At 37.9% G+C, this 24,640-nt stretch carries 12 protein-coding genes and 8 pseudogenes; 14 read left to right on the top strand and 6 right to left on the bottom strand.

Translation table 11 applies throughout. From position 1 onward, the window contains the following. Positions 1–95 precede the first annotated feature (95 nt). Both CWATDRAFT_RS36565 and CWATDRAFT_RS02045 read right to left on the bottom strand, forming a co-directional pair. Positions 96–209 (bottom strand): annotated as a pseudogene (locus CWATDRAFT_RS36565) (endonuclease domain-containing protein); the annotation flags it as partial. Positions 210–349: 140 nt separating this feature from the next. Further along, the gene (locus tag CWATDRAFT_RS02045) at positions 350–745 is read right to left on the bottom strand and encodes a hypothetical protein (protein ID WP_007303423.1); all 396 of its coding nucleotides are present in this window, start codon (positions 743–745) and stop codon (positions 350–352) included. Between the two features lie 79 nt (positions 746–824). Here CWATDRAFT_RS02045 and CWATDRAFT_RS02040 point away from each other — a divergent pair. After that, positions 825–2,264, top strand: a pseudogene (locus tag CWATDRAFT_RS02040) (NF041680 family putative transposase). A gap of 353 nt (positions 2,265–2,617) precedes the next feature. Beyond that, positions 2,618–4,258 (top strand): energy transducer TonB, encoded by a 1,641-nt coding sequence (locus CWATDRAFT_RS02030; RefSeq protein WP_007303420.1) that lies wholly within the window; start codon positions 2,618–2,620, stop codon positions 4,256–4,258. Between the two features lie 667 nt (positions 4,259–4,925). On the opposite strand, the pseudogene ltrA reads toward CWATDRAFT_RS02030, so the two are convergent. Next, positions 4,926–6,720: pseudogene (gene ltrA / locus CWATDRAFT_RS02025) on the bottom strand (group II intron reverse transcriptase/maturase). Positions 6,721–7,806: 1,086 nt separating this feature from the next. On the opposite strand from ltrA, the gene CWATDRAFT_RS02020 reads away from it, so the two are divergent. From CWATDRAFT_RS02020 to CWATDRAFT_RS01995, 7 genes and pseudogenes are all read left to right on the top strand, one after another. After that, positions 7,807–9,297 (top strand): ammonium transporter, encoded by a 1,491-nt coding sequence (locus CWATDRAFT_RS02020; protein WP_007303418.1) that lies wholly within the window; start codon positions 7,807–7,809, stop codon positions 9,295–9,297. 132 nt (positions 9,298–9,429) lie between these two features. Beyond that, positions 9,430–10,614, top strand: coding sequence for an aspartate aminotransferase (locus CWATDRAFT_RS02015; RefSeq protein WP_007303417.1), 1,185 nt, complete (start codon positions 9,430–9,432; stop codon positions 10,612–10,614). A gap of 90 nt (positions 10,615–10,704) precedes the next feature. Beyond that, positions 10,705–11,622: pseudogene (locus CWATDRAFT_RS39220) on the top strand (type I restriction-modification system subunit M). Between the two features lie 9 nt (positions 11,623–11,631). Continuing rightward, entirely contained in the window at positions 11,632–12,222 is a 591-nt protein-coding gene (locus tag CWATDRAFT_RS39215) for an N-6 DNA methylase (protein WP_268742151.1), read from the top strand. Positions 12,223–12,689: 467 nt separating this feature from the next. After that, positions 12,690–13,718 (top strand): annotated as a pseudogene (locus CWATDRAFT_RS02005) (IS701 family transposase). Positions 13,719–13,945: 227 nt separating this feature from the next. Next, the gene (locus tag CWATDRAFT_RS02000; RefSeq protein WP_007303411.1) at positions 13,946–14,284 is read left to right on the top strand and encodes an endonuclease domain-containing protein; all 339 of its coding nucleotides are present in this window, start codon (positions 13,946–13,948) and stop codon (positions 14,282–14,284) included. 165 nt (positions 14,285–14,449) lie between these two features. Further along, positions 14,450–15,028 (top strand): annotated as a pseudogene (locus CWATDRAFT_RS01995) (restriction endonuclease subunit S); the annotation flags it as partial. 122 nt (positions 15,029–15,150) lie between these two features. On the opposite strand, the gene CWATDRAFT_RS01990 reads toward CWATDRAFT_RS01995, so the two are convergent. After that, on the bottom strand, positions 15,151–15,546 hold the full coding sequence (locus CWATDRAFT_RS01990) for a hypothetical protein (RefSeq protein ID WP_007303072.1): 396 nt from the start codon (positions 15,544–15,546) through the stop codon (positions 15,151–15,153). Positions 15,547–15,625: 79 nt separating this feature from the next. On the opposite strand from CWATDRAFT_RS01990, the pseudogene CWATDRAFT_RS01985 reads away from it, so the two are divergent. Together CWATDRAFT_RS01985 and CWATDRAFT_RS01975 are read left to right on the top strand one after the other, a co-directional pair. After that, positions 15,626–17,057, top strand: a pseudogene (locus CWATDRAFT_RS01985) (NF041680 family putative transposase). 302 nt (positions 17,058–17,359) lie between these two features. Further along, positions 17,360–18,886: an IS5-like element ISCwa2 family transposase gene (locus tag CWATDRAFT_RS01975; RefSeq protein WP_007303407.1), complete on the top strand. Its 1,527-nt coding sequence runs from the start codon at positions 17,360–17,362 to the stop codon at positions 18,884–18,886. Here the strand turns inward: CWATDRAFT_RS01975 and CWATDRAFT_RS01970 are convergent. Next, positions 18,872–20,038 carry a hypothetical protein gene (locus CWATDRAFT_RS01970; RefSeq protein WP_007303406.1) on the bottom strand — a complete coding sequence of 389 codons (1,167 nt, stop codon included), beginning with the start codon at positions 20,036–20,038 and terminating at the stop codon, positions 18,872–18,874. The genes CWATDRAFT_RS01975 and CWATDRAFT_RS01970 overlap by 15 nt on opposite strands. 141 nt (positions 20,039–20,179) lie before the next feature. Further along, a complete protein-coding gene (locus CWATDRAFT_RS01965; RefSeq protein WP_007303405.1) occupies positions 20,180–20,473 on the bottom strand; it encodes an ATP-binding protein in 294 nt (97 codons plus the stop codon). Positions 20,474–20,636: 163 nt separating this feature from the next. Here CWATDRAFT_RS01965 and CWATDRAFT_RS35385 point away from each other — a divergent pair. The 3 genes and pseudogenes from CWATDRAFT_RS35385 to CWATDRAFT_RS01950 all read left to right on the top strand — a co-directional run bounded on the left by CWATDRAFT_RS35385 (position 20,637) and on the right by CWATDRAFT_RS01950 (position 24,613). Then, positions 20,637–21,659: pseudogene (locus CWATDRAFT_RS35385) on the top strand (IS701 family transposase). A gap of 300 nt (positions 21,660–21,959) precedes the next feature. Further along, the gene (gene pyk, locus CWATDRAFT_RS01955) at positions 21,960–23,735 is read left to right on the top strand and encodes a pyruvate kinase (protein ID WP_007303403.1); all 1,776 of its coding nucleotides are present in this window, start codon (positions 21,960–21,962) and stop codon (positions 23,733–23,735) included. 104 nt (positions 23,736–23,839) lie between these two features. Next, positions 23,840–24,613, top strand: a complete 774-nt coding sequence (locus CWATDRAFT_RS01950) for a pseudouridine synthase (RefSeq protein ID WP_007303402.1) — start codon at positions 23,840–23,842, stop codon at positions 24,611–24,613. Positions 24,614–24,640: the final 27 nt, after the last annotated feature.

Here is a 24,640-nt window from a genome sequence, read left to right as displayed (position 1 = left end):
GATCGTCTGGATAAGTTTTCTCTTAATTCCCCCCTTTAGAAAGGGGGGTTAGGGGGGATCAAACCCTCAGAGAGATCGCCTGGATAACTTTTCTCTTATTCCCCCCTTTTCCAAGGGGGGTTAGGGGGGATCAAACCCTCAATAACAGCAATAACCCCCTCTAAATTATGCAAAACTTCTTCATTAGTAAATCGAATAACTTTTAAACCTTGGACTTTGGATAAAAAACAATTGTTAGCGTAAATTTTACGCTAAACATATCTCCAGAGCTAAAATTAAAATAGAGAATTAAGGTGATTTTAAAAACTCTCTTTCCATCTTTTTAGGGGATTTTAAATATTAAATAGCTTCATTCAGTTTCGGTTCCAATATAAATATCTAAGTAGCTTTCAGTTAGAGATTGAATGACTCGTTCTAATTCATCAATGAGATTTCTTCTAGTGAGTTTTTCTACAGCATCAATATGAGCAGAACTTCCGGCTCGTCCTAAATATTTATATTTGGTTTTTTTCTCATTATTAGTGGCCATAGGAAAAATTGATTCAGCAGCCTGTAGTTTATAATACCAGTAGATTGTTCCCTTTCGATTAACCTGATAACGAATAATATGACAATTAGCTGGTGCTACTTCCCCTTCCCGTTCAATTTTCTTTATTTTCTGTTTAAGAGAGCGAATTAGACTCTTAATTTGTTTGGCTCTCAGGTGAACATCTTGACTGGTCTTAAGTTCGGAATGTGATGACATTAGCCTTAACTGTAACAAACAACCTCTTTTGATGTTAGCGTATATATTCCGCTAATTTATAAGGTAATAAATTTCAAAAATGACCAAAAATGAAACGGCTACGTCTGTCGAGGAATTCCTGGTGTGGAGGTCTAACCTCTTCCAAGGACTAAAAGCTAGAAAAGAAACTATTATAGAATTACTCGAGGCCCTCTCCAGTAACCAACAAGCTCACTCAGTCGTTGAATTGTCTCTCAATCCTTTATTTAGAAGAGATTATAACAGTTTATATAGAGGAATTCAAGAGTTTTTACCCACTCAAACTGACCCTAATTATGAACAGAGAATTGAGACTTTATTTTCAGCGGTATCGAGAACAATTCCTCCCATTTCAAAATATTATAACTTATTTGGTATTGACACAACTCCCTGTCCACGACCGTTTGCCGAAACGTTAGCGGATAAAACCTTTATTCATTACCCCAATCCAATTAAGGGAAATAAACCCATTAATATTGGACATTGTTATTCCGTTGTCTGCGCTTTACCTGACCAAATAGACACAGAAAAAGTCCCTTGGGCTGTCCCCTTATCAGGAGAGCGAGTTCCCTCTAAACATAAAGGAGTAAATCAAGGCAATCAACAACTAAAAAAAATCTGGCAAAGTTCTTTATTTTCTGATAAATTATCTGTCTTAGTGGCTGATAGTGACTACAGCCAAAAGGATTTTATTGGGGAACAAGTTAAGCATGAAGACGTAGTTAATATTACAAGAGTTAGAAGTGACCGAGTTTTTTATCGTCAATTTATTCGGGACCCAAATCAAGCCAAAACTTCGGGACATCCCCGTTGGTATGGGGATAAATTTGACCTTAAAGATGACCAAACTTGGACTGAAACTGATGAAGTTCATCATGTTCCCTTTACAACGAAAAAAGGTCGTCAATTAACAGTGACTATTTCGGGATGGAAACAGATGTTAATGAGAGGAACTAAAAACTATAAAATGAACAATCACCCCTTTACTTTACTCCAGATTGTTGTCAGAGATCAAGAAAGAAATAGTATTTGGAAACCTATGCGGCTTATTGTTATTGGTTCTCGGCGCGATGAGTTAAGTTTAGTTGATTGTTATCAGTGTTATCGACAACGTTATGACATGGAACATCTTTTTCGATTTGGTAAATAAAGATTATTGATGACATCTTATTTAACTCCCGATGTACATCATGAAGAAAATTGGTTTAAACTAACACTTCTTTCTTATGTAAATTTGTGGGCTGCCAGAAAATTAGCTGTGGTTTTACCCCGTGATTGGGAACAGTATTTGAAGACTAATAAATCCATCAAAATCACCCCTAGTCTAGTTCAAAGAGACTTTTCAAGAATAATTACGACCTTGGGGACTTTCGCCAAATTTCCCAAACGTCGAGGTTTTTCTTCCGGACGTATTAAAGGTTACAAAAAAGCCCCACGAACTCGTCATGATGTTATCAAGAAAGGGAGCAAAAAATCAACTGAAAACTTAAAAGCTCCTTAGTTTTCCTCAGAATCTATAGATTAGCCCTATTTGCCAGCCAATTTTATTGACTGATACAGAGCCGATATTTTGGGATTTTAGTTTAGCGTAAAATATACGCTAACAATTTTTTTTTTCCAAAGTCCAATTTTGAGGTATAACCGCTTAATTGTATTGTATCAAAATTATTGCCCGCAATTCATGAGGGGCTGTGGGGCGAATCGCATTCGCCCCACAGCCCCGTCCCACGGAAAAATGTTGCTTTTTTGAGGGTATTTATGGCGTGCGGAACAAACTAAATGCCATGGTGACACGACATTTGCTATAAATAGACAGAATAGCAACTACGTTATAAAAACTTAGATATAACCACCATGGCTTCCTCATATTTTAAGAGCGCGCCCCTTGGCCTTTTTAATTCTAATCTTATCTCTACTGTCCTTTCTGTAGGGCTTCATGGTCTAGCTTTATTTTTACTGCTTCCCTATGTTACTAATTTACCCACCTCTGAGCCAGAAGTCTCAGAATCAGGAGAGATCAATGTTCCCGTGATTGAATTAAACCCTAACGAACAAAATCGTCTTCCTGAGCAAAATTCAGGGGTGTCGGCCGTACCAGAGTTTCCTAATTCAAGTTTAGGGGATCTCCCCATGCTAGATTCTCCCTCTTTAGGATCTTCTCTACCCAACAATTTCAGTAACCTACCTACCCCTCCAGCTTTACCCCCTTTACCTCCCCTCAATTCTTACAACAACTACAATAGAATTCCCATTGCACTCCCACCAAGACGCTCTTTTAACCCTCCTCCTTCACCCATCTCTCGGACTCCTTTACCCCCTCCTTCCCAACAAACCCCAACCCCAAAAACTCCTCCAGTCCCAGTTCCAAACCTGGAGAATGCTGAAACCCCTAATCCCCGTCAAGCTCTTAATTTTGGCGATCCCACTCCCCGTAAACCCAATAATCCACTGTTTCAAGGACCTAATAATCAAAATCCATCGACCAATAACCCTTCTATCACTCGTAATCCCAATAACAACCCAGATCGACAGCAGCAAATTATCAGAAATCTTTTACAAGATACTTTAAAAGGAGCCGAGAATTTAACCTACAATGCTCAAGGTACAACAAAGGAAGAAGCGAGAGATAGGGATTTAGAGTGGATGCAGCAAACCGGAGTAACCTTGAAACCGACTCAAATGAAGACGGTTAGAGGAAACTATCCAAAAGCTGCTTGTAACCTGAAATTAGAAGGAAGTGCCATTTACAATGTTGTTGTTAATAGTAATGGACAATTACGCAAACCCCCCTTTATAACTCAAAGTTCAGGCTATGGCCTTTTGAATAATCAGGGATTACAACAAGTCAGGGCTTTAAGTTTTCCTCAATCAACAAGGGTGAAGGTTATCTTTCGGTACGATTCCAAAATCTGTGGAACTGGTGTTGTTGAAAAGGACACAAACACTCAAACCCAACCTTCTCCCACTCCTGCGCCTCAAGCTCCCCAAAATCAGGCTCCATCTGTTCCCACAGAGCCTAAAAGTCCTGCTCCTAATCCAGAAAATTCCACTACTCCTACGCCGAAAACACCAACGGAACCCAAACCTCCTGTTGAAGCCTCTCCCATTCCTGAAACTCCCCAAAATCAAGCTCCATCTGTTCCCACAGAGCCTAAAAGTCCTGCTCCTAATCCAGAAAATTCCACTACTCCTACGCCGAAAACACCAACGGAACCCAAACCTCCTGTTGAAGCCTCTCCCATTCCTCAAGCTCCCCAAAATCAGGCTCCATCGGCTCCCACAGAGCCTAAAAGTCCTGCTCCCAATCCAGAAAATTCCACTGCTCCTACGCCGAAAACACCAACGGAACCTAAGCCCCGTGTTGAACCCTCCCCCATTCCAGAAACTCCCAAAAATCAGGCTCCCTCTGCTCCAGTAGAACCATCACCTAACTCAGATTCTCCTTCAACTCCTAAATTGAATGGTACAGTTGCACCACCTGCTGGCAGAAAGTAGATCAACAAGGGTGGGAATTGACACTCCCGCCCGCTACAAGCGGGGGGATTCCTGCACAGAATTAGCCCAAAGTCTAACTCTGATGGGCGTTGTCAAAACGCCTCTATTGACTCGACTCAAATCTAATTCAAGCCTTGCCTTTACTTTTCTCAAGATGTTGGCCGCACCGTGCGATTCGTTGAGCTAGAAAGCTTGTACTAAGTATAAGCGTGTAGCTCGTTCTGTACCTTAAAAAACAGAATAACTGTTGATTTGTTGGCTAAAGGAACCACGCTCGGAATCAAAAGGAGTAATCCTAAGAGTGACGACATAACCCTCCGTTTTGGACTTAGTAAACCCAGGATGGAAGCAGGGTTAAAAAGGGAACCCGTCATGAAGCAGCATGATAAGCCGTTCCATGAGTCAATCGGTCATGGTTAAAACATTTTCGTTGAATCATCGACTTGAACCCTCAAAAGCATCATGTAGCCAAATCTGTTTGACAGGCTGCGTTCAAAAAGAACAAGGTGAAAAGTGGAGAATTGGTTGGATCATCCACATAGATTCCTAAAAGTAACCTGGGGGATAGATGATTAGGGGTCGAAAAGGAAGTCACCTTCCTCTCCTCCCATTCCGAACCGTGCGTGAGACTTTCACCTCACACGGCTCTCGGCAATTAGTCCCTTGTCTAGGGTACTGTTAATACATCGTCTTTCCATTCATAGCCATTATAAGTGCCAATCATAGAGGTAGTCATTTTTGCTTTTGGCATCGTGACAGTGACGATGTAGAGCTTGTAGGTTGTTGTAAGTATCCTTTCCACCTTTCGATTTCGGGATGATGTGGTCAACTTCTATCAAGTCTTCAGGTGTGAAGTGTTGCTTGCATTGAGGGCATATACCTTTCTGTTTCTTTAAGAGTTTCGCAACCCTGGCTGGTGTCCCAGTATATGTACCTCTTCTTTTGCTCCAGTAAGTCCAGTTCCCGTCGTAGGGTGATGATTCAGGCTTAACCAGTGTATGTCTCTTAATTTCCGTTTCGGTGTGGTGATAGAGGACATATTCCCTTGTTTGGAATGTCCATTTCCCTTGTTTTCCGTATGAGAAATATTTTTTGAGGGCATCATACAGTGGTGTCTCTTTCTTTTTCCTGTTTACTGTCCAGGCTCTAAGTGTATTCCATAATATTGAATCTTCGGATGAGAATGTTTCTCTACTTGTTACAGTTCGGTAATAATTACACCATCCTCGGATTATGGGGTTTAATCTTGCGATTAACACTTCTTGTGGGGCTTTCTTGTTGGCTTTTACAACCTCTTTGATTGCCTCATGATGCGCCAGTATCTTTTTCTTGCTTGGTTTGATTAAGGTTTTGAAACCTATTGCTTTGGATTCTATCCCCCATTTTGAATTTCCTCCTGTTTTACCGGAGTGGTGTTTTCCAACGGGGTATGACCTTATGTTGAATCCAAGGAAATCGAAACCGGGGTCAATGGTTTTCCCGTCATGTTCAATACTTTTTAGGGTATGTCTGATGGAGGTTTTTTCTGGTTTGAGTTCCAATCCGACCTTTTCTAGCCATTGTGCAATTAAAGTTTTACATTGTAGAATAACGTCGTAATCCTCGTGGAGAACTACGAAATCATCGGCATAACGGATGATTTTGGGTTTATACTCCCTGTGTAGACTTCCATCTTCCTTACGTTTTGTACGGGGGAAGTGGTTTTCTGTATCTTTTATCATTCCGTGTAGTGCAATGTTAGCCAATAGTGGGCTTATTACACCACCTTGAGGTGTTCCCGAATCGGTTTCCTCTAAGATGCCTTTGTCCATAACGCCGCATTCTAACCATTGTTTAATGATTCTTTTGATGTTGTGTGGACAATCTACTTTAGACAGTAGGTAATCATGGTTAATCTTGTCAAAGCACTTGGCGATATCGGCATCTAGTACATACCTAGCTTTCTTATTAATTGCTGTGTATATTCTGGTGATAGCATCGTGTGCGCTTCTGCCTGGACGAAAACCATAGGATGTTCCCTCAAATTGGGCTTCCCAATATGGTTCTAAGGCTGATTTAACCAAGGCTTGCATTACTCTATCTTTCATGGTGGGTATCCCCAATCCACGTTTTTCATCTCTTCTGTGGTTGGGAATCCATACCCGTCTGAGTGCCTTTGCTTTGTAACCTTTTAAAGTTAATTCTTTGACTAACTTTATTCTTTGGTTAGGGTGTAGTGCCTTTTTCCCATCAACTCCGGCAGTTTTCTTGCCTTGGTTGTCTTGGGTCACTTTGCGTATGGCTAAGAGCTTTGCGTAGTGTGACTTTAACAGTAACTTCTGAAGCTTTTTAGCTTTAACTTTATTACCTGATTTAACAGCTTGAAATATTCTCTTTTGAAGCTTAAACACTTTCCTCTGGACTTTTGCCCAGTTGATTGTGTTCCATTCTGGCGTAGTCTTGGTTATACTCGCATTCGACATTAACTACCTCTAATAAAGACTATTTCTTACTAATAGACCAGCAATACGTCAGCATATCCATACTTATTACAAGTAGGCATTAGCTTCTTATTGCTTCTCACATCCATGACCCTTGCGGTTAAGTTTGTTCCTACTTACCTACCGACCAGTGGTAAGAGCAATCATGGACTTAATTCGTTCCGTTGGTTTGGGTATATCGGTGTTAGGTTTCATCTCTCCCCCAGGTTACTTTTAGGAATCTGTGCGGATGTTACTTCAAAAACTCCACTTTTCACCTTGTTCTTTTGAACACAGCCTATCAAACAGATTTGGCTACTTCGGTTTTTTGAGGGTTCAAGTCGATGATTTAACGTAATGTTTAACCGTGACCGATTGACTTGAGGATTTCTTGTGCTGTTTCACAGTGGGTATCCCCTTTTATCCCTGCTTCCGTCCTGGGTTTACTAAGTCCAAAACGGAGGGTTATGTCGTTACTCTCGGGATTTCTCCCTTGATTCCGAGTATGGCTCCTTTAGCCAACAAACCAACAGTTATTCAAGTTTCTAGGTTCGTTTACTGTTCGGTTATCCCTACTTAGTTAATTCGGTAATTACTACTTAAGTTTGTAAACTTTTCTTTGGTTTTTACCGTTCGGGTATTGTTTTTACCCTTCTGACCTTTGTGTTCTGCCCCTTGAAAATTGAGCTTTAAGGCTCTTGTTTTTCATCTTTGGGGTAGATTGGTCGTTTAACCATTGAATTGCCTTTAGAAGGCTCTTGAATGAGCTACACGCTGTATCCTTGTGATGTACTTGGATGTCAGCTTTTTAGCTCAACGAATCGCACAGAAGTATAACCAAGAGCTTGACGAGCTAAGGTTAAACAGCGTTGCATCATTTGTTGGTCAAAATGTTCTTGGGTCATAACAAATTAGAAAAAGTTAAAGATTTTTAGCATAATTTAGGGAAAATCCTTAAGTGACCTTGACAAAATCCAGGAATTATCTTTAGAGTTTATACACTAAAGAAGGAAATAACTGAACCAGAGACCCTTAACTCAATATTCAGTCATTTCCGGTGTAAATGATTTTCTTACATCATCTCCTAAAATGGTATCAACAAGAACAAAAAAAGATGTACCTATCTGGCAACCGTTAAAAGTAATCGCCAGATCCTTCTCTCCTTATTGGATTGCTTGTATTCCCCTAGCGGCTATTATTACCATCGTTTGGAATAAAGCTGTTGTAGCGGAAAGTGTAGAATTAATTACTGCTGAAGGTAACTCTGAAGCCATTGCGCAACTGCAAGGAACCCTCAATGCTATCTGGGTATTGATTGCAGCGATCCTGGTTATTTTCATGAATGCAGGTTTCGGGATGCTAGAAACCGGCTTTTGTCGTCAGAAGAATGCCGTTAACATTCTCTCCAAGAACCTGATTGTCTTTGCCTTAGCTACTCTAGCTTATTGGGCGATCGGTTATTCTCTGATGTTTGGTGGCCCCGAAAATCCCTTCATTGGCTTTGGAGGATGGTTCCTTAGTGGAGAACCTGCAACCTACGGACTCGACCCCTTCCCTGCTGGACTCCCTATATCCGTAGCTTTCTTATTCCAAGCAGCCTTTGCCGGAACCGCAGCCACCATCGTTTCTGGGGCAGTTGCTGAAAGGATCAAGTTTACTGACTTCATCATCTTTAGCTTACTGTTAGTAGGTATTTCCTATCCCATTACCGGCCACTGGGTTTGGACTGGTAATGGTTGGTTAGGGTCCATTGGTTTTAGTGACTTTGCTGGTTCTACCGTAGTTCACTCCGTTGGGGGTTGGGCTGCATTGATGGGGGCAGCTATCCTCGGGCCGAGAATGGGTAAATATGTGGAGGGTCGTCCCCAAGCCATTCCTGGACACAATATGAGTATTGCTACTTTGGGCTGTCTTATCCTTTGGATCGGTTGGTTTGGATTTAACCCAGGTTCTCAGTTAGCTGCTGATGAGGCTGTTCCCTATATTGCTGTTACCACCAACTTAGCTGCTGCCGCTGGTGGTGTTGCTGCTACTTTCGTCGCTTGGTTTAAAGACGGTAAACCAGACCTTTCTATGATTATCAATGGTATTTTAGCCGGATTAGTCGGTATTACCGCCGGTTGTGATGGAGTATCCTATTTCGGTGCTGTGATCATCGGTGCTGTTGCTGGTGTGATTGTCGTTTATTCCGTCAGCATGATTGATTCTCTTCTCAAAATTGATGACCCCGTTGGGGCGGTTTCTGTTCACTTAGTCAACGGCATCTGGGGAACCCTCGCAGTTGGCTTATTTAACACAGAAAGTGGTCTATTCTACGGTGGCGGTTTTGCTCAATTAGGAAGTCAAATTGTTGGTATCGTTGCCATTGGTGCGTTTACAGCCATCTTCAGTGGCATTGTCTGGACTGTTCTCAAGTCAACCATGGGTATCCGTGTCAGTCCCGAAGAAGAACTCGAAGGTCTCGATGTTGGAGAACATGGAATGGAAGCTTATGCTGGTTTTCTTAAAGAAACGGATACTTTTTCCGGTTCAGGTTCTTCTACGGCTGATGAAGATGTTACCACAGGGGCTGGAATTTAATTAATTTCACCCATCACGTAACTCATAAGTCCGCTACCACTGCGGACTTTTTTTTATGGTATTAATTCAGAAGTTTGTAACAAATTTTGCTATAATAAAAGGTTGCTGGTAATTTTTAAAACTCTTGTGACTATGAGTTTGAGTTGGATGCCTCGTGCCGATCGCCTAAATGCTTTGCCTCCCTACGTTTTCGCTAGATTAGACGAACTCAAAGCTAAGGCCAGAGAACAAGGATTAGATTTGATAGACTTAGGCATGGGAAACCCCGACGGTATGGCACCCCAACCGGTCATAGACGGGGCGATCGCAGCCTTACAAAAGCCCCAAACCCACGGATACCCACCCTTTGAAGGAACAGCTAGTTTTCGGGAAGCCATCACCGCTTGGTATCGTCGCTGTTATCGGGTGGATCTCGACCCCAGTAGCGAAGCATTGCCCTTAATTGGTTCAAAAGAAGGGTTAGGTCATTTAGCCTTAGCTTACATCAATCCTGGGGATGTGGTCTTAGTTCCCAGTCCTTCTTATCCGGCTCATTTTCGCGGCCCCCTAATTGCTGGGGCTGATCTTTATCCGCTTATTTTATCCGCAGAAAAAGACTGGTTAATTGATCTTAATTCTATCCCCGAAAATGTTGCTAAGGCAGCGAAAATTCTCTACTTTAATTATCCTAATAATCCTACCACAGCCACCGCACCGAGAGCCTTTTTTGAAGAGATTATTAAGTGGGCAACCCATTACGAAATCATGTTAGTTCATGATCTCTGTTATGCAGAATTAGCTTTTGATGGTTATCAACCCACCAGTTTATTAGAAATTCCTGGGGGTAGAGAGATTGGTGTGGAATTTCATACCCTTTCTAAAACCTATAACATGGCTGGTTGGCGTGTGGGTTTTGTGGTAGGAAATGGGGAGATTATTCAGGGTTTAAGAACCTTAAAAACTAATCTAGATTATGGTATTTTTTCGGCGGTTCAAGCTGCTGCTGAGACTGCTTTAAACTTACCCGATAGTTATATTAAAACAGTTCAAGAACGCTATCAAACGAGACGAGATTTTTTAATCAAAGGTTTAGGAGAATTAGGTTGGAATATTAAACCTTCTCAAGCAACTATGTATCTTTGGGTTCCTTGTCCAACTAATACGAATTCCACAGATTTTGCTCTGGATGTTTTGGAAAAAACAGGCATTGTTTTCACCCCGGGCAATGCCTTTGGTGAAGGAGGAGAAGGGTATGTAAGGATTAGTTTAATTGCTGATTGTGATCTATTAGGAGAAGCGTTAAACCGTCTTAAACAAGCAGGAATTTATTATAAATAACTTTTGATTCAGCCTTAAGATTTGGTAGCCACAAGAGTAATAATCGCTTAAATTAGGTTATATAAAGAAGAATAGGCATGGAGAGTCTGAATGATTACAGGTGAGTTGAGATCCCAGGTAGATCAGTTATGGACAACGTTTTGGAATAATGGCATTAGTAACCCCTTATCGGTGATTGAACAGATTTCTTATTTACTCTTTATCAAGCGGTTGGATGATTTAGAGTTAGCCAAAGAGAAGAAGGCCAAGCGTTTAGGCAAACCTGTGCAAAATCCAACTTTTCTCCCTGAAAAACAAGGGGCAAGATGGTCTTATTTTAAGAATCTGGATGATTCTGAAGAAATGCTTTATATGGTGCGAGATGTGGCTTTTCCTTTTATCAAGGAATTAGGAGGAAAAGCAGGAGAAACCGCTTATACTCGCCACATGAAGGATGCTGTGTTTTTAATCAGTAATCCTGCCTTATTAAGCAATGTTGTCGCCCAAATTGAAAAAATACCGATGGATGATCGGGATACGAAGGGGGATTTATATGAGTATATGCTCTCGAAGATTGCCAGCGCGGGGCAAAATGGACAGTTTCGCACCCCTCGCCACATTATTAAACTGATGGTGGAATTGATGCAACCGAGTCCTTTAGAGATTGTGTGTGACCCTGCTTGTGGAACTGCGGGCTTTTTGGTAGCTGTGGCGTAATATTTACGGAATTTAAGGGATAGTGAGGGTAATCCGGTTTTAACTGCGGTGGAAAATCGGGCGCATTTTAACAATGAGATGTTTCACGGTTTTGATTTTGATGGAACCATGTTACGCATTGGTAGCATGAATATGATGTTACATGGTATTCAAGACCCGAAAATTGAGGCAAAAGATTCTTTATCAGAAAAAAGTGGTTATGTGGATGAAGCGTTTAGTTTAATTTTAGCGAATCCACCCTTTAAAGGGTCAATTGAAAAGTCAACTATTGCCAAAGATTTAAGCAAGGTTATTAATACAACTAAGACATAATTATTATTTATTGCTCTATTTTTACGCTTATTAAAAGTTGGGGGAAGGGCTGCGCTAATTGTGCCTGATGGGGTTTTATTTGGGTCTTCAAAAGCCCATAAAACTATCAGGAAGACCTTAGTAGAAGACCATAAACTGGATGGTGTTATTTCTATGCCTTCCGGTGTGTTTAAACCTTATGCTGGCGTTTCTACAGCGATTTTAATCTTTACTAAAACAGGAGTGGGGGGAACGGATTATGTTTGGTTTTATGATATGGAAGCGGATGGTTTTTCTTTAGATGATAAGCGTCAAAAGATTGAAAAGAATGATATTCCTGATATTATTAAATGCTGGAAAGAGAGAGAATTACTCTTAAACTCCTTAGAAAAATCCCCCCTAACCCCCCTTTCTAAAGAAGAAGACAGGAAAGGTAAGGCGTTTTTTGTGCCAAAGGATGAGATTAAATATAATGGTTATGACTTATCTATTAATCGTTATAAAGAGATTGAATATGAAGAGGTAGAATATGATCCCCCTTCTATTATCTTAGGAAAACTAAGAAATTTAGAGGCAGATATTGACCAAGATTTGACAGAATTAGAGAGGTTATTATCTTGAGAATTATTGCTGAATTTTTCCGATAATATAAAGGAGAAAATACTATTGTTTAAAATGCTAATCATTTCAATAAATAAGGAGAAAACACTATGATTGAATCCCTGAATAAAGTTATCGCTAAACTTGAACAGTTACCTGAATCTCAATACTGCTCGGTTAGGTGATTTCCACACTTGAATATACCTGCTTTTCCAATTATTCCCCCCTTTCAAAGGGGGATTGTAAGGGATCTCCTTTATCAGAAATCACCTTAAGGGCAAAATTCTTATGTGTAGGTTGGGCCCGTGCGATAGCGCAACCCAACAAAAAAAGCCTTTGATGTTGGGTTTCGTACCTCAACCCAACCTACGATATTCCTTAACCATATTCCCCAACCATATTCCCCAACCTTAGGAGTTTCGCATTGACAAAAGAGCGTAAATATGCAGATGATGTTTTCAGGTGATCGCTAATGAAGGAGAAAAATCATAAGACTTCGGAGTAAACCATCAACAGCCCAATGTAATCTAGATCAATATACATACTTCTTGCTCTCAGAGCCAAAATACACAGGTTGCTGCCGTTTAGCTGAGATTTTAGAAATTTCTCGTCATAGCACCAATAGATTCTTACTAAGAGAGCAATATGAACCAATAGATTTATTTAGAGAAGTTCAAGGAAACCTTAATTTGATTGGAGGAGTGTTAAGTGGGGATGATACCGTTATTGAAAAACACTACTCTCAAGTAGGAAAAGCTCATTTAATCAACTATTATTGGTCAGGAAAACATCAAAAAGCCATCAAAGGAATTAACTTAATTACTTTGTATTATACTGACTATGATGGAAAATCAATGCCTATTAATTATCGCCTTTATGATCCTCTAGATAATAAAACAAAAAATGATTACTTAAGAGAGATGATCGTAGAAGTAATCAAGTGGGGGGTAAAACCTTCTACTATAACGACAGACTGTTGGTATTCTTCTAAAGAGAATTTAAGATTTTTTAGAGACAAAGAACTGAATTTTTAAGTAGGAATAGCCAAAAATAGACAAGTAAAAGTAGAAGGAGGTAAATATCAAAGAGTAGAGGATTTGGAAATTCCTAATAATGGATTGATAGTAATTATCAAAGAATTCGGAAAAGTAAAAATATTTAAGAGGACTTTTAAACACGGAAGTTGTCGTTATTATGCTACTCTTCTATATGATGAATCTAAACTTATGGATTGGAAGCGCGATGATTTTAGAGAGTTACAAACTATTCATTGGGGAATAGAATGCTATCATAGAGCTTTAAAACAATTGTGTGGATTATCTAAGTTTCAAGTAAGAACGACAAAAGCTATTGTTACTCATATTTTCTGTTCTTTAAGAGCATTTTGTCAATTGGAACTGATGAGAATTAAAGCAACTATAGAGTCTTGGTATTCTCTCCAAAGAGAGCTTTCTTTAAAAGTGGCACGGGAGTTTATTTTAGAACAATTATCTCCCACTAATTCTTTGACAGCATAATTTTTATTTTCTGTCAATGCGAAACTTCTAAACCTTATTCCCCAACCTTATTCCCCCCTTTCAAAGGGGGGTTAGGGGGGATAAGCTAAAAAGCATTTTAAATGCTTTTTAGAAGTCAAAAGGCACTCATGCACTCATGCAAAAAGATGGATTGGTAAGGATTTCAGGATTTTGTTACTGGTGAGTTATTTCCACCACGTTGCACTAGGGGGTATAAACTTAATAATATGAAACAAGGACGCTACTTTTTACCTTACAATCCTAAACTAATAGAAAAAGCTAGGGAAATGCGAAAAAATCCTACTTTTAATAGGGGTGGTGAAATGAAAGTCTGGCGACAAAAACCGATTGATAATTTTATTGTTGATTTTTATTGTCCTAAGTTAAAGTTAGTTATTGAGGTTAATGGTGATAGTCATTTTACTGAAGATGGTACGCTATATGATGCACAAAGGACTCTTATTTTAGAGGGTTATGGCTTAAGTGTAATTCGTTTTACTAATGATGAAGTTATTAATTGTTTTGAAGGTGTTTGTGCTAAAATTGAGGATTTACTTCCTTTTTAATCCCCCCTAACCCCCCTTTGAAAGGGGGGAATAAGATAAGGAGTTGTTTTTTCTTTTCTTCTTTTCTCTTATTACTTAATATTTTTATTCCCTTTTTTTTTGTGATTTCTCTCTATTTTCTATTATTCTTAATTATTAATTTTTAAAAAGGAGTATTTTAAAAAGATGACTTTATATAATTCAGAATGGATTTTAAAACCTTTAAGTGAGTTATGTGAAATAGTAATTGGTAGAACTCCATCCCGTTCAAAACCTGAATACTGGGGAAAAGGATATGAATGGTTGAGTATTTCTGATATGAATGAAAAGAAATATATATCTGTCACTAAAGAAACAATTACAGATGAAGGTGCAAGTCTTTGTAAAGATAAATTATTATCAATAAATACCGTTGTTTTTTCTTTCAAGTTATCTATTGGTAAAGTATCAATTTTGGATGCTCCAATGTACACTAATGAGGCAATAGTAGGATTGCCAATTAAAGATCCATCACTATTATATACAGATTATCTGTATTATGTTTTAAAAACTCTTGATGTTTCTAGTAAAACAGATAGAGCCGTAATGGGTGCAACTTTAAATAAGAAGAAATTAGAACAAATTAAAATCCCCCTCCCACCCCTAGAAGAACAAAAAAGAATCGCTAAAATACTAGATAAAGCTGATGAAATACGACACAAACGTAAAGAATCAATCCGCTTAACTGATGAATTACTTCGCTCAACCTTCTTGTTGGACTTTGGATAAAAAACAATTGTTAGCGTAAAATTTACGCTAAACATATCTCCAGAGCTAAAATAGAGAATTAAGGTGATTTTAAAAACTCTCTTTCCATCTTTTTAGGGGATTTTAAATATTAAATAGCTTCATTCAGTTTCGGTTCCAATATAGATATCTAAGTAGCTTTCAGTTAGAGATTGAATGACTCGTTCTAATTCATCAATGAGATTTCTTCTAGTGAGTTTTTCTACAGCATCAATATGAGCAGAACTTCCGGCTCGTCCTAAATATTTATATTTGGTTTTTTTCTCATTATTAGTGGCCATAGGAAAAATTGATTCAGCAGCCTGTAGTTTATAATACCAGTAGATTGTTCCCTTTCCATTAACCTGATAACGAATAATATGACAATTAGCTGGTGCTACTTCCCCTTCCCGTTCAATTTTCTTTATTTTCTGTTTAAGAGAGCGAATTAGACTCTTAATTTGTTTGGCTCTCAGGTGGACATCTTGACTGGTCTTAAGTTCGGAATGTGATGACATTAGCCTTAACTGTAACAAACAACCTCTTTTGACGTTAGCGTATATATTCCGCTAATTTATAAGGTAATAAATTTTAAAAATGACCAAAAATGAAACGGCTACGTCTGTCGAGGAATTCCTGGTGTGGAGGTCTAACCTCTTCCAAGGACTAAAAGCTAGAAAAGAAACTATTATAGAATTACTCGATGCCCTCTCCAGTAACCAACAAGCTCACTCAGTCGTTGAATTGTCTCTCAATCCTTTATTTAGAAGAGATTATAACAGTTTATATAGAGGAATTCAAGAGTTTTTACCCACTCAAACTGACCCTAATTATGAACAGAGAATTGAGACTTTATTTTCAGCCGTATCGAGAACAATTCCTCCCACTTCAAAACATTATAACTTATTTGGTATTGACACAACTCCCTGTCCACGACCGTTTGCCGAAACGTTAGCGGATAAAACCTTTATTCATTACCCCAATCCAATTAAGGGAAATAAACCCATTAATATTGGACATTGTTATTCCGTTGTCTGCGCTTTACCTGACCAAATAGACACAGAAAAAGTCCCTTGGGCTGTCCCCTTATCAGGAGAGCGAGTCCCCTCTAAACATAAAGGAGTAAATCAAGGCAATCAACAACTAAAAAAAATCTGGCAAAGTTCTTTATTTTCTGATAAATTATCTGCCTTAGTGGCTGATAGTGACTACAGCCAAAAGGATTTTATTGGGGAACAAGTTAAGCATGAAGACGTAGTTACTATTACAAGAGTTAGAAGTGACCGAGTTTTTTATCGTCAATTTATTCGGGACCCAAATCAAGCCAAAACTTCGGGACATCCCCGTTGGTATGGGGATAAATTTGACCTTAAAGATGACCAAACTTGGACTGAACCTGATGAAGTTCATCATGTTCCCTTTACAACGAAAAAAGGTCGTCAATTAACAGTGACTATTTCGGGATGGAAACAGATGTTAATGAGAGGAACTAAAAACTATAAAATGAACAATCACCCCTTTACTTTACTCCAGATTGTTGTCAGAGCTCAAGAAAGAAATAGTATTTGGAAACCTATGTGGCTTATTGTTATTGGTTCTCGGCGCGATGAGTTAAGTTTAGTTGATTGTTATCACTGTTATCGACAACGTTATGACATGGAACATCTTTTTCGATTTAAGATTATTGATGACATCTTATTTAACTCCCGATGTACATCATGAAGAAAATTGGTTTAAACTAACACTTCTTTCTTATGTAAATTTGTGGGCTGCCAGAAAATTAGCTGTGGTTTTACCCCGTGATTGGGAACAGTATTTGAAGACTAATAAATCCATCAAAATCACCCCTAGTCTAGTTCAAAGAGACTTTTCAAGAATAATTACGACCTTGGGGACTTTCGCCAAATTTCCCAAACGTCGAGGTTTTTCTTCCGGACGTATTAAAGGTTACAAAAAAGCCCCACGAACTCGTCATGATGTTATCAAGAAAGGGAGCAAAAAATCAACTGAAAACTTAAAAGCTCCTTAGTTTTCCTCAGAATCTATAGATTAGCCCTATTTGTCAGCAAATTTTATTGACTGATACAGAGCCGATATTTTGGGATTTTAGTTTAGCGTAAAATATACGCTAACAAACTTTTTTTGTCCAAAGTCCAAGTATAACGTTGACCATATTTATCCTTTCGTCCTAATTTGGGTTTGCTGAATAAAAGCAAAACCCTATTCTTTAAAAGGTTACATCCATATTCGCGATCGCAAAAAAGATCAGCTTTGTCGGCTACAAACCGCTATAATTGGTAGAAACACCTCCCAGTTGTTGCTCAAGAACAAATGTATCGAAAAGAGGAGCAACCTTTACCGCCCCCAGAAAAATTTGAATTACCTTTCGAGGGCAAATTGTCCCCCAATAATCGTTGGGTAATCATGGCAGAGTTGATACCTTGGGATGATTTTGAGGAAGAATATGCTAAACTTTTTTCAGCAGAAAAAGGTGCGCCAGCCAAACTATTTAGAATGGCATTAGGGACATTAATTATTAAGGAAAAATTAAGAACAAGTGATAGAGAAACTATAGAACAGATTAGAGAAAATCCCTATCTACAATACTTTATAGGTTTAAATTGTTATCAACAAGAGCCACCACTGGAATCTTCAATGCTAGTTCATTTTAGGAAAAGAATTGATGGAGAATTGATAAACAAAATCAATAAAAAAATAGTAAAAAGAGAAATAGACAAGAGTGATAAAGAAGTAAAAAAAAAGGATTGTCTCCAAGAAAAAAGAGAAAAAATAAAAAATAAAGGTAAACTAATTTTAGATGCGACTTGTGCGCCAGCAGACATCAAATACCCAACGGATTTAGGCATATTAAATCAAGCCAGAATTGAGACAGAAAGAATAATAGATAATCTTTATAAACCATTAAGAGTAAAATTGAGAAAAAAGCCGAGAACTTCTAGAAAAATTGCTAGAAAGGAATACTTAAAAGTAGCTAAAAAACGAAAAGTATCTTATCAAGAAAGAAGAAAAGCTATCGGGAAACAGTTAAAATACCTTAAGAAAAATTTAGGAAATATAGAAGACTTAATTCAAGCTGGGGCTTCCCTGGAAAATCTGAGTAAAAGACAGAAAAATTGTCTAGAGACTATCAAAAAAGTTTATGAACAACAACAGTCAATGTGGGAGAATAAGACCCAGAGTGTTCCTCAAAGAATTGTAAGTTTAACTCAACCGCATATTCGTCCAATAGTGAGGGGAAAAGCAGGGAAACCAATAGAGTTTGGAGCTAAACTCTCAGTAAGCTGTGTAGATAACTATGTGTTTCTAGACAAAATAAGTTTGGAAAACTTCAATGAATCTTGTCATTTAAAAGAACAAGTAGAAAAGTATAAAGAAACGTTTGGCTATTATCCCGAATCCGTCCATGTAGATAAAATTTATCGAACTAGGGAAAACAGAAATTGGTGTAAGGAAAGAGGGATAAGAATCAGTGGTCCGAAGTTAGGAAGACCTCCGAAAAATGTCAGTGAAGAAGAAAAGAAACAAGCCCACTCCGATGAATGCTTCCGTAATGCTATTGAGGGAAAGTTTGGACAAGCTAAACGAAGATTTAGCCTAAATCTCGTGATGACAAAACTCCCTGAAACCTCCATTACATCTATTGCTATTACATTTTTAGTTGTCAATCTTTCTAAACTTCTGAGGCAGTTTTTGTCGCTTTTTTTGTCCTTATTTACTAATAATAGAACAGGGGAACTCATCAAACCGCCTTTCATTAATTTTGATTATACTTTAAACAATTTTTATGTACTAAAACTTATTGATTTGTCAGAAAATTCTTGGTCAAAAGTGGCATAAATTTTGGAGAAACTTTTTCAGCAAACCCCAATTACTACGCTTTTCTATCAAACCTGTAAAAAATAACCAAGATAACAATCTACTTCGATAATCTTTGATACTTGTATTTGAAACTGAATATTCTTCACCTAAAAATTCAGTAATTTGAGCCTCAGTAATTAGCTTTGATGGGTTTCTCTGTATTTTCTGATAAATTATATGACTCTTAAATTGTTCACTAAGATAATTCGCAATTTCAGCATCATTGAACTTTAATATTTTATCATTACTGATTATAAGTTTCTTGCTGTTTCTATTATATTCGCAAGGAAACAAAGTAGTAAAATCGGAAAGAAAACCTTTTAAAGAGTTCTCTGAGATATCCAAAATAGTTCTGATTTCTTGCCTTGTTTTATTGTTTTTCATTTGCCGAAACTTGCTTATAAAATTTTCAATTGTTTGAGTTGGTACATAGTTTATCGTTAATTCAGGTAGTTTTTCATGGTTTACATAGTCAGTAAAAATATCCCAGTAAGGCTTATAATTACTCCCATTTCTGATGATTAATTTTTTGTCGGCTAAATCTTCTATAATGTTAGATTTATATTTTTCGCAAAGATTTGTCATATTAACAGGTGAATTTTTTGCAATATATTTTAAACATTCTATTTCTTCCACTGATAGAGATTCTAAATCTTTATCGAATAACTTTTTAATATCATCTTCTGTTATTGGTTTTTTATAATTATTCTCAATAACTTCAGATTTATCAAGAATATCGCTATAGAAAGCACTACAAATTTTTCTAATGAGCCAAGGATATTTTGGGCATGATTTTAACAAAGATTGTATGTTTCTTTTAGATTTATTGAAAGAATTTTCTTGACTAAAACAAGTTATTAAATTTTTAACTTCTTCTTGGTGAAATTCAGAGACTTCAACATCTTTGCGGAACTTAGTTAGATTATGCCATGTATGGTAAGCTTTATGAGAAATTGATGTAATCATATCTGTTCGCCAGGAAAATCCTAACACTAAATTGTCACTTTTAAGACCATCAACTTCATAAACAATTTTTTCAAATAATAAAAATAAATGATCTAAAGATGGTTTAGATAAAATTGTTTCAAATTGATCAAAAAATATAACTAATACTTTATTATTAAATTTCAAGAAGTCTAAAGCTTCTCGAATTGAACGACTTTCTAAAAATGGTGGTTCTACACTTTCTATATATATTTTATGATTAGATAAACTTATAAATTTTTTATTAATGGCTTCTTGAAAAGCTTCAATAATAATTTTATTAAGAAATTAAAAAGCTGTTTTTTCATTAACACTTGTCACATCAGTTGCATAAATATAAAACCTATCTTTATATTCTAGTTTAGTAGAACAATCTTCTTCTAACTTAACAATCAAAGATGATTTTCCTAGGCCAGTACGACCAGAAAAACAAATAATTCTCAGATCAGTTTCAGAAGTTTTAACATTATTTAGAAAATCCCAGAATTCTTGCTTAATTTTTTCTCTCCCAATGAAGTTTTCAGGACGAGAAGGACGATGATAATCATATAAGTCATCAGATTTAGTAATTTTAGAAATCAAAATTTTATCTAAGTCATCATTTTTTTTAGTTTTTACAGTAAGTAGGAGTTACGCATTGACAGATGGTTTACAATGTGCATGGTCCAAACAGAGAAAGCGATCGCTGTTAACAAAAAGCAAAAAACTGATAAAATAGAGAGGATTATAAGAACTGGAGGTAGATATCCGAACTATAACGAAGAAATCAACGGCTAAATGTCATTTAGAACTCTATACTTACTATTTAATTGCTGAATCCAAATATTCGGTTTGTAATCGTTTATCCGAGATATTTGAGGATTTATCTCATGATAGTGTTAACCGTTTTTTATTAAGAGAAAGCTATAAACCTGTTGATTTATTCAATGAATTTAAACAGCACATTGAACTGAGTGGGGGAACCTTAAGTATTGATGATACAGTCATTGAAAAACTTTATAGTAATCCTAAATTAAGTAAATTTATTGGTTATTTCTGGTCAGGAAATAAACATAAAACTATCAAAGGAATTAATTTAGTTACTTTATTATATACTGACCCTGATGGAATTTCAGTCCCTCTAAATTATCGACTTTATGATAAAGAAGATAATCTGTCTAAAATGATTATTTTCGGATGATGCTATCGGAAGTTTTAGCTTGGGGACTGAGGCCAATTTATGTAACTGGTGATAGTTGGTATTCATCTAAAGAGAACTTAAATTTTGAAAAAACAAGAATTAGGTTTCATGATAGGAATAGCTAAAAATCGACAAGTATCAATCGTTAAAGGACAATATCAATCCGTTGAAAGCTTAGAAATAGAGGAAAATGGGACAATTGTTTACTTAAAAGAGTTTGGCGAAGTTAAAGTATTTAAGAAACATTTCAAAAACGGGATGCTTCGTTTTTATATTTTATTTGACAAAGAAAATAAAGACTTAAGAGAAACAGATAAAACTCTATTTACTTTGTTGAAAACAACTCATTGGATTATTGAATGTTACCATCGTGCGCTCAAACAATTATGTGGTATCAATAAATTTATAGTCAGAAAATCAGAAGCTATATTGACCCATTTCTTTAGTTCTTTACGGGCTTTTATTAAACTTGAATTAATGAGAGCTAATGAGTTAATTGATAATTGGTATCAACTCCAAAGAGAATTGTCTATTGAAGTTAATCGGAATTTTATTTTAGAGCAAATAAATTTGAAATTATCAGCCTAATTTATAGATTAGTTATTGTTATTATTACGTCAATTTTAATGACTCTAATAATTAGCGATCGTTGTCTCTCTTTAAAGCTACTCATATTTAAGTTAATTTGTCAATGCGTAACTCCTAAATAAGTCATTTCGGTTGGGGGAGATGGGGGGATGGGGAGACGGGGAGATGGGGAGACGGGGGGATGGGGAGTGGGGAGATCCCTAAGAAAATAACAAATTTTCCCACCTATAGTAACCATTCGTGAGACCCTAGATAAAGAACTTCAGATTGATAATTGCTTCTTCGTTAAATTAGCTCCCTATGACATCCTCTTCTATATCCCGTCGCACAAAAATCGTGGCAACCATCGGTCCAGCTACTCAAAACAAAGAAATTTTAAGGCAATTGATCTTAGCAGGGGCAACCACGTTACGACTCAATTTTTCTCATAATGATCATGACTATCATCAAAATAGTATTCGCCTGATTCGTCAAACGGCTTTTGAATTAAATCAACCAGTGGCTATTTTACAGGACTTACAGGGGCCAAAAATTCGTCTGGGTCAATTTGCCAACGGACCAATTACCGTTCAACCAGGGGATGTTTTTATCTTGACCAGTCGTGAAGTTGAATGCAATCAAACTATCAGTTATGTCTCCTATGAGCATCTGGCCGATGAAGTGCCTGAGAAGGCGAGAATTTTAATGGATGATGGCAAAGTAGAAATGCTAGTGGAGAAAGTGGATAAGGAGAATAAGGATCTTCATTGTCGGGTTGTGGTTGGGGGTGTGTTGTCCGATCGCAAAGGGGTAAATTTTCCAGGGGTTTATTTATCCGTGAAGGCTTTAACGGAGAAAGATAAACGGGATTTGATGTTTGGTTTAGATCAAGGAGTAGACTGGGTGGCCTTGAGTTTTGTGAGAAACCCTCAAGATATTCTCGAAATTAAGGGATTGATTGCTAGTGCCGGCAAAAATGTTCCTGTCATTGCCAAAATTGAAAAACACGAGGCCATCGAGGATATGGAAGAAATTCTCTCCTTGTGTAATGGGGTAATGGTGGCACGGGGAGATTTAGGGGTAGAGTTACCCCCAGAGGATGTTCCTATCCTCCAAAAACGCCTAATTTCTACGGCTAATCGTTTGGGTATTCCGGTGATTACTGCTACTCAAATGTTAGATAGTATGGCCAGTAACCCTCGTCCCACCCGTGCAGAAGTGTCCGATGTGGCTAACGCTATTTTGGATGGTACTGATGCGGTAATGTTATCCAACGAGACTGCTGTAGGTAAATATCCCGTGGAAGCAGTGGCAACTATGGCCACTATTGCGGAAAGGATCGAACGAGAACCAACTATCCCTAAAGTCCTCTCAGAAAAGAAGCAGTCAGTCACTAATTCCATTTCCTCAGCGGTTAGTCACATTGCTCAAGAATTGAATGCGGCGGCCATTATGTCTTTGACAAAAACGGGATCAACGGCCCGTAATGTTTCTAAGTTTCGCCCTCAAATACCCATTGTAGCGGTTACTCCCCATGTGGATGTGGCTAGGCAGTTACAGTTAGTCTGGGGGGTTAAACCTTTGCTGGTGCTTGATTTAGCTTCACCTAATCAAACCTTTCAATCTGCGGTTAATGTGGCCCAAGAAAATAATTGGCTCAAGGATGGGGATCTAGTGGTGATGACGGCCGGAACCCTTCAAGGGGTGGCAGGATCTACGGATTTGATTAAGGTAGAAATGGTCAAGGCGGTTTTGGGCAAAGGTGTGGGTATTGGTCAGGGAGCAGCCAGTGGACGGGCAAGAATTGCTCATAACGCCAGGGAATTGGGCAATTTTGAACCTGGGGACATTTTGGTGGTTCCGGGAACCAATGCGGAGTTTGTGGAAATGATGCGTAAAGCTTCGGGTATTATTACCGAAGAAGCAAGTTTAACTAGCCATGCGGCAGTTATTGGACTAAGGTTGGGTGTTCCTGTAATTATTGATTTTAAGGAGGCAACGGCTAATATTAGAGAAGGGGCAATTATTACGGTTGATGCTGAAAAAGGCCAGGTTTATTCGGGTCTGGTTACGAGTAATAATAACGGCAATAAGTGAAGTAGGGTGGGTTAGACGGCTACAATACAGGATTATTACAGGAATATAAGAATCCGTCGTAACCCACCACTGTAGCTGAAATATTCCTGTAGAGTGCGTGAATAATGCTTGAACGGGTACAAAAAATTTTATCTCAATGGGGAGTTGCTTCCCGTCGTCGTGCCGAAGATATGATATTGGCCCGAAGAGTTAAGTTAAATGGGAAAATAGTCACTTTAGGAGATAAAGCCGATCCAAGTTGCGATCGCCTGGAAGTAGATGGCAAACTCATTCAACCCAATAAACGGCCAAAATTAATCTATATTTTGCTGAATAAACCGGTGGGGGTGGTTTCTACCTGCGATGATCCCCAAAACCGTTCTATTGTCTTAGATTTATTGCCGAAAAAGTTAACTCAAGGAACTGGTATTCATCCCGTAGGAAGACTGGATTTTAACTCTTCTGGAGCGTTATTATTAACCAATGATGGAGACTTGACCCTAAAATTAACCCACCCTCGTTATCATTTACCAAAAACCTACGAAGTTTTAGTCAAAGGACATCCCCCAGAAGAAACCCTACAACAATGGCGTGAAGGGGTGATACTCATGGGCAAAAAGACGTTACCTGCTGAGGTAGAGGTGATTCGTCGTTCTGCTCAACAAACTCAGCTAAAAGTAGTTTTAACTGAAGGCAGAAATCGTCAGATTCGTCGCATTGTTGAACAACTAGGTTTCCGTGTCCTAAGACTCCATCGTACTGCCATTGACTCACTCTGTCTCTCTCCTAACCATAAAAACAGTTTATCCAGTGGACATTATCGTTTACTAACCCCTTCAGAAATTGATTTTCTTAAAGATCGTGCCAACCTGATCATTGAAAACAAAGGAAAACTTTAACTGTTCACTGTTCACTGATCACTGATA

It is taken from the genome of Crocosphaera watsonii WH 8501, assembly GCF_000167195.1.
GTDB lineage: Bacteria > Cyanobacteriota > Cyanobacteriia > Cyanobacteriales > Microcystaceae > Crocosphaera > Crocosphaera watsonii.
This window is presented reverse-complemented; position numbering and strand designations above follow the sequence as displayed.